Origin of the sequence: Aquabacterium commune, assembly GCF_004362855.1 — a bacterium.
Classification (GTDB): Bacteria; Pseudomonadota; Gammaproteobacteria; order Burkholderiales; family Burkholderiaceae_C; genus Aquabacterium; species Aquabacterium commune.
Map to the genome: position 1 here is coordinate 21,442 of NZ_SNXW01000017.1, position 8,175 is coordinate 29,616.

The 8,175-nt window shown below is 61.2% G+C and carries 4 protein-coding genes and 1 pseudogene; 2 read left to right on the plus strand and 3 right to left on the minus strand.

Annotation, left to right across the window (positions count from 1 at the left end; translation table 11 throughout):
• Nucleotides 1-42: 42 nt before the first annotated feature.
• On the minus strand, nt 43-1,044 hold the full coding sequence (locus tag EV672_RS17765; RefSeq protein WP_133611299.1) for a DNA-binding protein: 1,002 nt from the start codon (nt 1,042-1,044) through the stop codon (nt 43-45).
• Nucleotides 1,045-1,216: 172 nt separating this feature from the next.
• On the opposite strand from EV672_RS17765, the gene EV672_RS17770 reads away from it, so the two are divergent.
• Both EV672_RS17770 and EV672_RS17775 read left to right on the plus strand, forming a co-directional pair.
• Nucleotides 1,217-2,416, plus strand: coding sequence for a tyrosine-type recombinase/integrase (locus EV672_RS17770; RefSeq protein ID WP_133611300.1), 1,200 nt, complete (start codon nt 1,217-1,219; stop codon nt 2,414-2,416).
• A 168-nt stretch (nt 2,417-2,584) separates the two neighbouring features.
• A complete protein-coding gene (locus EV672_RS17775) occupies nt 2,585-2,899 on the plus strand; it encodes a helix-turn-helix domain-containing protein (RefSeq protein ID WP_133611301.1) in 315 nt (104 codons plus the stop codon).
• Nucleotides 2,900-3,593: 694 nt separating this feature from the next.
• Here the strand turns inward: EV672_RS17775 and EV672_RS17780 are convergent.
• Complete coding sequence (locus EV672_RS17780; RefSeq protein ID WP_133611302.1) at nt 3,594-6,533, minus strand: Tn3 family transposase; 2,940 nt, start codon at nt 6,531-6,533, stop codon at nt 3,594-3,596.
• A 161-nt stretch (nt 6,534-6,694) separates the two neighbouring features.
• Nucleotides 6,695-8,175: pseudogene (locus EV672_RS17785) on the minus strand (Tn3-like element IS1071 family transposase); the annotation flags it as partial.

The following is an 8,175-nucleotide window of genomic DNA, read 5'->3' on the forward strand; positions in this document are numbered from 1 at the left end:
ACAATCAATTGAGGCGCATGTTACTCTCATTTGATGATGGTGTCAGCCGGATCTTCGCCGCTTGGTCGGGCCAGGTGCCGGGCTACCCGCCGCTGCGCTGCGGTCCAGCACCATTTTGAGTGTTTGGGATTCGGCCCGAAGGGCCGCGATGTCCGACTCACGGGATTTGAGCGCCGCCTGGGCCGCAGCCAGTTGCTGGGCAGATTGTTGCTCGGCCTGCTTGGCTTGCGCCAGAGATGCCAGGGCTGCGTCGTGCTGAACTGTGAGTCTGGTCATCGCCTCGGCATGGGCCAGCTCCAACTGGCGGCTTCGTTGGTCTGCCTGCGCCAGTTGGGTGCGCAGCGAATCAGCCAGCTTGTCTGCCTTGACTCTGGCCTGGCGCTCCTGCTCGATGTCCAGCAGTGCCCGCTTTTGAGTCGCTGCGGATCGGTCTTCCGCCGCTTGGGCAGCCTCTCTTGCTCGGGCCAACTCGGCATGAAACCCTTCCTGGGCTTGCTGGAGCTGAGACTGTGCACTGGCCAACTGACCTTGGACCTCAGTAAGCCGGGCCAGGGTGGCTGCATGCTCCCGTCGCAGGGCGTCCAGTTCGGCCTGCAGTTGCGTTGATTCGTTCTTTTGGGTACGCAACGCTGTTTCAGCTTGATGGGCCTGATTCAGCGCGGTCGCAGACTCGTGCTGCGCCTGTTGAACCTGCGCCTGCACCTCCAGGCGGATGCCAGCCAGCTCCGCGCGAGCCGTCTCGGTCGCCTGGCGCCACAGGCCTGCGATGGCTTCGGCCGCGACCGTCTTGAGGTCCGCAGGGAGGTCGGGGTGATCGATCTCGATGCGCGCTTTGCTGCGCAGTTCATCCCAGAACTTGGCCAAGGCTTCGGTGGGTGTGCTCATCGAGCCCTTGCGGACGTACTGATAGAGCTTGTTGGCCGTCGGGGTGATGCCATGGCGGAAGAACAGCAAGGCGCAGACCTCACGGTACAGCGCCCTGGTGTCGCTGAAGCGCGCCTTGAGGGCCTCGACTTCGGACAGGATCTCAGTTTCGGTGCTCATGTATAAATATTACAACGTAATACGTTATAAATCTTGAGTTCGTTGGCGTACTTTTGACATTACGGCTCTAGTGTCAAAATGGTGGGTAAACGCAGCAAGCAAAATGAGCCAGACGCCCAACAGCCTTCCCAGCGACCCATCCAGTCTGTCGGCAACCACGTTGCCGCCCCCGATGCCATTGGAGACGTTGACCCCGGCCGACATCCTGTCAGGCAAGGACGGAGTCAATCGCTCTCGTGCCGGGCATCGGCAGATCAGCGCCGACACCGACAGGGATGCCGTGCTGGCCTGGCTGGCGCGCTACGCCGACAGTCCCAACACACTGGCCAACAGCCGCCGCGAGGCCGAACGTCTCCTGTTGTGGGCCATGCTGGAATGTGGCAAGCCACTGTCGTCGCTCACACACGAAGACCTGCTGGTCTACCAGCGCTTCCTGAGCAATCCGCAGCCTCCAGCACGCTGGGTGATGCCCGAAGGACGCCGCTTTCCAAGAAGTGCCCCGTCTTGGCGCCCGTTCTCGGGGCCACTGTCACCGGCCAGCGTGCGACAGGCCATGGTCACCATCAACGCCATGCTGTCGTGGCTGGTGCAGGCAGGCTACCTGGCAGGCAACCCTCTGTCGCTCAGCAGGCAGCGCAGTCGCGCCCCAGCGCCCCGTGTGGTGCGCTTTTTGGAGGCCGATCTGTGGAGCGAAGTCCGAGCAGCGATCATGAGCATGCCGCAGGACACACCAAGGCTGGTGGCCAACCATGCCCGGGCGCGATGGGTTTTCAGTCTGCTGTACCTGTGCGGCCTGCGGATCTCCGAGGTCTGCCACAACTCGATGGGCAGCTTCTTTGGGCGCTTGGACCCCAAAACCGGAGAGATGCGCTGGTGGCTGCAAGTAACCGGCAAAGGCAACAAGGAGCGCCTGGTGCCGGCGACCACCGAGTTGATGGTCGAGTTGACCCAGTACCGACGCTCCATGGGACTGTCGCCACTGCCACAGCACGGGGAGGCGTCACCGTTGGTTTTTCCGGTTTGGTGGACGGCACCTGTCACAGGCGCCATCGAGTGGCCACGCCCGCTCACCCGTGCGGCTTTGCATGTGGTGGTCAAGGGTGTCTTTGCCATGGCCGCTGAACGGTTGAGGCAACTCGGGCCTGAGCACCAAGCCCGAGCAGACCGGCTCGAATCAGCCTCGTCGCACTGGCTTCGTCACACCATGGGGTCACGCCTGGCCGATGAGATCGACCTGCGCCATGTCCGCGACACCTTCGGGCACGCCTCTTTGACCACGACCAGCATCTACCTGCATGCAGAAGACGATGTGAGGCACGCGGCCATCAGTGCCAGCCATCGACTGGGGTGGGGGTCACCGCGCCCCCGCTGAGCGATCATGAACGGCGCGCCCAGAGTGTGGTGACGCGACCTCTCTACAAAAACCGTAAAAGCAGTTGTTATGTGCGATATTGTGCCGTAGCAACTGCATTTGCATATTTTTCATGTCGGGCGGCGTCCCGCATTCAACCTCAAATGCCATTACCCTAAGGACTTTTCCATGTCGCAATGGTTGACCACAGAAGAGTGGCTCACCACGCTGGGCGAGCACATTCGCGCCAACCGCCTTGAGTTCGAGGGCGGCATGAGCCGCCAGGATCTGGCTTCACTCGCTGGGGTCAGCGTCAGTGCGCTGGCCAACCTTGAGACTGGCCAGGGGGCATCCCTGATAACTTTCGTGCGCGTGCTGCGTGCGCTGCGCATGGAGGCGTGGATCGACGCACTCAAACCATCGCCCGTGATCAACCCGATGCTGCTGCTCACCAGCGGCAAGACCAGGGTTCGAGCACCGCGAAAGTCCAAGCAGGGGACGTGATCAAGGCGCGTTGGTGCCGGAGCAAGGCCAGTCGGCGTCCAGCGCAACCGGCTGTCTTTTGGCTCTCGTGCGATTTCGGAAAACAGCCCGGTCGGCACGGGACACGCGCTCGTAACGTCGGGCTTCCGAAACTCAAAGCGAAAGCTCGTCATGCAAAAGTCATTCACCCACGCCGAAGAACTGGCCCGTGCACTTGCACGGTACATCGCAGAGCGGCCCCGCCAGGCCGGCAGCCTGATTCACTGGCCGAGCTTTGCTCACTGTTTTGACGCCTTTGCGCGGGCATCCGAGCAAGACGTCCACGATGTGCTGCTTGCATTTGCGCAAGCAGGCTGGCTCACAGTGGACTCGGCCGGCCATCGAATCACCCAGCAGGCCACGCGGCTGGCTCGATCCGGACAGGTGCCCCCGCTACAAGGCAACTGACGCCGACTGGCTAGGCCTGAGGCCGGGGCACGCCGACGCCTCCCTTGATCTGTTGTCGCAGGTCGTTTCTCGTCCGAGAAACGGCCTGACAGCGTGAATGGCGTTTCCAGACCCTTTCATGGGATTGGTGCAAAAACTCCCGCTTTCTCTGATGCCACCCTTTACAAATCAACAACTTAGAGGGAGGCAAAAAAATCGACGCCGAATGGGATTGGTGCAGAAACTCCCGCTTTCCCGCTTTTGCAACACTCCGGGCTTCGCCCTCGACTCAGGCGCGACGACGCTCAACTTGCTGCTTTTGCAGCAGGGTGGCGGCATGCCGATCAATTCCGAATGACATGGTCCCTCGGAAGTTGATGTTGCCAAAATGGACCGGCCCCATCCGCCTGAGCCAGGCATCATCGACAGGGGTCTTGGCCTTCTTCCAGCGATCCACGACCTCCTGCATCTTCATCGTGTTCCAGGCGATCACGATGTTGGTCAGCAAGGCGTGGGAGCCAGAGATGGCGCGCATCTCATCGCTGCGCCGCCCACGCTCGGGCATCACCCGGCCGTGAAACACCGCTCGCTGCAGTTGGTGAACCGACTCGCCCCGGTTGAGCAGGGTGTGAATCTCGCGCCGGAAATCCTCGTTGCTGAAGAAATCACAAAGGTAGAGGCTGCGCAGCAGCTTGCCCAGGTGATCGGCCGCCTTGTGAAGCGGGTCGCCCTGGGCGGCGCTGCCCATCTTCTCCAGCACGAACTTTGGCGACACCCGCCCGATGCGGATCGAGGCGATCAGGCGCAGCAATTCGTCCCAGCCTTTGATGATGGCGCGCTCGGAGATGTCATCCACGGTGGCCACCGCCAATGAGTCAGGCACATCCATGCGTTTGGGCACAAACAATCGCCGCTCCGACAGGTTGCGCAGTTGCGGGCACAGATCAAAACCCAGGAGCTTGGCCACCGCCATGGCGACGTTGGTGTAACCATGGGTGTCAACGGCCAGCAAAGACAGCCTGATGCCATCCTCCACCGTGGCGTTGTAGCGCTCGACACCCTCGACCGCAGCCCCGGCTTGTCGCTCGTTCAAAACGATGGGCTGATCGTAGATAACGCCGTAGGTGCTCAGTACGTGGGTGTAGATGCCCACGGCGTAGGTTCGACGGCGCGGGTCGATCCGGGCATTGAAGAGGTGCTTGGACGCATCCAGGGACATCATGTCGGCCGAGGCCTTGTCTCCCTTGCCCCAGTGCTCGGCAATCGGGAAGCGCTTTTGGAACGCTACCACCCGGTCATTGGCCTTTCTCAGCCGATCTGCCGCTTCCAGCGCACGCATCGCCGAGGTGACATGCGCCACCTCCAGACCCGGCACCATGGCTGCGACGCCTTTGGCGTCGTTCTCCGTGCCATGGGCCAGCAAGGCACCGTAGCAACCAAGCAGCTCTTGCACGGAGTTGGCTTTGCGGCCAAGCAGCGTTTCAGTGAGCCCGACGTGGACATCGACTTCCACGATCATGTCGCTGAACTGGCATTCCCCGATCGCATTGAACATCGCGTCGCGCGCACGTCGGACCTGATCGTCGCCCTCCAGGGGGAGCAGCGCTGGCAGCCGGAACTGGGCCTGTTCGTCGATTTCGACCTTGCCTGTGCGCAGGGCCTCGGCCAGACCAGCCAGGCCGGCTTCGAGGTTGGCACGGATGACCTCCAGGAGCTTGCGAGGATCCATGACAAGGTTCAAGGCACTGACGAACTGGCCACGCTCCTTTTTCCATTGCTCGGGAGGAATGAGCAGGCCCTCTCGATTGCGGTAGTCCAAGCTGTGCTCAATCCACAGCCTGCCGCCACGCAGGTCTTTGCGCACTGACATCAGGGCGCATGCGCGCAGTGCTGCGTGTGCCTTGACACGGTTTTCGTCGCGCAGCAGGTCATGCCAGACAGGATCTGTGATGGACAGGTCGAAGTCTTGCGGCAGCTCCTTGACACCTCGGGCTTTCAAGTCGCGCAGCACGTCGATCTGCTTGAGCGATGGGACGTTGGCTCGGCCCTGAAGGTCAAGGCCCGTGAGTCCGTTGAGCAAGGCCTGAACGCGGGTGCTGTCCTCTACGAGAGCCTGACGCACCAACGCGGCACGGCTGTACCGGGGCTCGACATCGTCCTTGGGCACGAGCTGCTTGAGCGCTTCCAGTTTCTCCTCAGCATCAGGACCTTCCTCATGAAGAACCTGACGGATCTGTTCCTGCTTTTCTCGGTAATGCGTCAGACCACGGGTTTGTTTGCCTTGAACCTTGGTTGACGCTCGCCGCACCAAGTCACAGACACGGCGCGCAGCGATGTACAGCGCCACATCCGTGAGTTCCAGAAGGATCATGCGCAGGAAGCAGATCACTTCGACCGACTGGGTCTCATGCTTAAGCCGCTTGGTTTCACTGGGAGGGCGGTGGACCACTGTCTGGCCGTAGGCACGCAGTCTCGCGTTGGGAATGGCATCAAGCGTCCAGCGGTCAACACCCAGGTCTTTGAGGAAGTTGATCTTGTCCGTGACCTCGGACAGACCCGATGGCCCATGCTTGCCGGGGGATCCTTTGAGCCATTCGAGCACCGTGCCACCTGTGCGCCCGCGACGCATAGAAAACACAGCCCTGATCGCCTTATCGACGCCAGGCTCGCCCACCTGTTCGCGGATGGTGTGCAGGGCGGCTTCATCAATGGCCAGGTACGCTTGACGGGCAAGGTCGCGCAGCACGCGGTCGCCAGGGAGCATCCGGCCTTGGTCGAACAGCCAGATTTCAGCTTGCTTGACCAGTTCATCGACAGAGGAGGCCGTACCTGCCAGCCTGCCCAGTGTCTGGGCGCAGGACGCCAGCACATCAGCATCGACCTCGGTAAATCCACTGACCTGGCGGGCCCAGGCCTGGTGTTCGTACAGAGTGGCTTGACGGCTGTAAAGCGTCTTGAGCGATGCGATCGAGGTTTCTTGAATACCGAGGGCGCTACACAGCGAGCGAAGCAACGCCCTCGGGACATTGGTGAGCCGATCCAGGGGACGGCCGGTGGCTCTGACGACCGTCAATTGGATGGCTGCGGCAAGGCGGCCAGCGGTGCGGAATCGTTTGCGAATCGCGTCCAAGTCGTCCTTGCTCAGCTGGAACGACTGCTCCACATCAAACTCGGTGAGCGTCTTTGGCAGCTCTGTGGCACCGACGAAGCGCTGACGGAACGTGGTCACGGTGCCCCCATGTGATTGACCGTTTGATGAGCTCCAACTATAGAGGATCCGTCAGCGTGGATTGACCGCTCACGCCGAACGCCGACCCCCAAGGGTTAACGCTTGGTTGAAGGCGGGAGTTTTTGCACCGGAACCGAGATCACCCCAAACCGTGGTCGGTTTCATCCATTGGTGCCAGTTATCGATGCATTTGGCCGCGAAGGCAGGATTTGGTCAGCATAGCGGTCAACCGGGAAGCGAAACACACCCCGCAAGTTGATGCTCTCCAGCCTGGTGGGCGCAATCTTCCCGATCAGTTCCGGTGGAATGACCTGGCGGCGGTTCGACCAGCGATCCAGGACCGCCTGCATCTGTGAGGTATTCCACGCCATCACGATGTTGGCCATCAGGCTCAACGCATCGGCCACAGCCTGCATTTCATCGACACGTTTGGCCTGCGCCGGGCTGATCCGGCCGGTATAAATGGCGCGCTTGAGGGCGTTAACAGCCTCGCCCCGATTGAGCACCCGGCGCAACTCGTTCCTGAAAGCGTCCTTGACAAAGTAGTCAGCCAAAAACGCCGTACGCAGCAACCGCCCCAATTGCACGCCAGCCTCATAGATTGGATCGCCCTGGGCGGCAGAACCGAACCGCGCAAGAGCTGCCACCGCACTGGCATGTCCGCTCATGACCGAGGCTGCCAGGTGCACCAGACTATCCCAATGCTTTTCGATCAAAGCGACGTCGACATTGGCTTCGCACACCGCAGCGATTTCTGCGGGCACTTTGGTGCCGCGTGGCACAAAGAGGTGGCGCTGTTTGAGTTCCTTCAACCGCGGGCAAAGATCAAAACCAAGCAAACGGGCATGTGACATGGCAAAGTCGGTGTAGCCATGGGTATCCACAGCAAGCTGGCTGGTCTCCAGCTTTTCTTGGCGGATGACACCTTCAATGGCCACGCCCGCCTGGCGCTCATTGAGCACAAAGGGCTGCGCATGGAAGATGCCCCACCGGTCTTTTACATGGGAGTAGATTCCAATGGAAGGTGTGTTGCGCCGAGGATCAAGCCGGGCTTGCCACACCCGTTTGGTGGTCTCCATGCTCATCATGTCAGAAGATGCCAAATCGGACCGCCCCCAGGTGGCGGCAATCGGGTGTCGCTGCATGAATTCCAGCACAGCCTGGCAGGCCTGGCTCAGACGCCGTTCGTCCCGCGCCCAGCGCATGGCCTGGCGAATGCTGGTGGCAGACAATTGCGGAATCATGCGCGCGCATTCGACCGCAGTCAGACTGGTGCCGTGGGCCATGATGCCGGCATAGACCATCAGCAGCTCGTCGGTAGAGCGCGGCTCACGTCCGAGCATGATCCAGCTAAAGCGCACCTGGGCGTCAACGGCCAGAATCACTTCCGGCAATTGAACCTCACCGATGCGGTGATCCAAAGCCGCGCGCAGCTTGGTCACTTCTGGGTCTTCGTCCTCTGCGGGCAATGGCGACAAATGGAGTTCATCATCCACGCGCAGTACGCCACTGCGGGCTGCAGCGGCCACCGCATCGACACCGGCAGTTACTCTGGCCAGCAAAGGCTTCAAGAAAGTGGCAGCCTTGCTGGGTAACGATAGACGGGCATAGTGTTTCTTGGACTCTGCCTGCCAACGCTCGT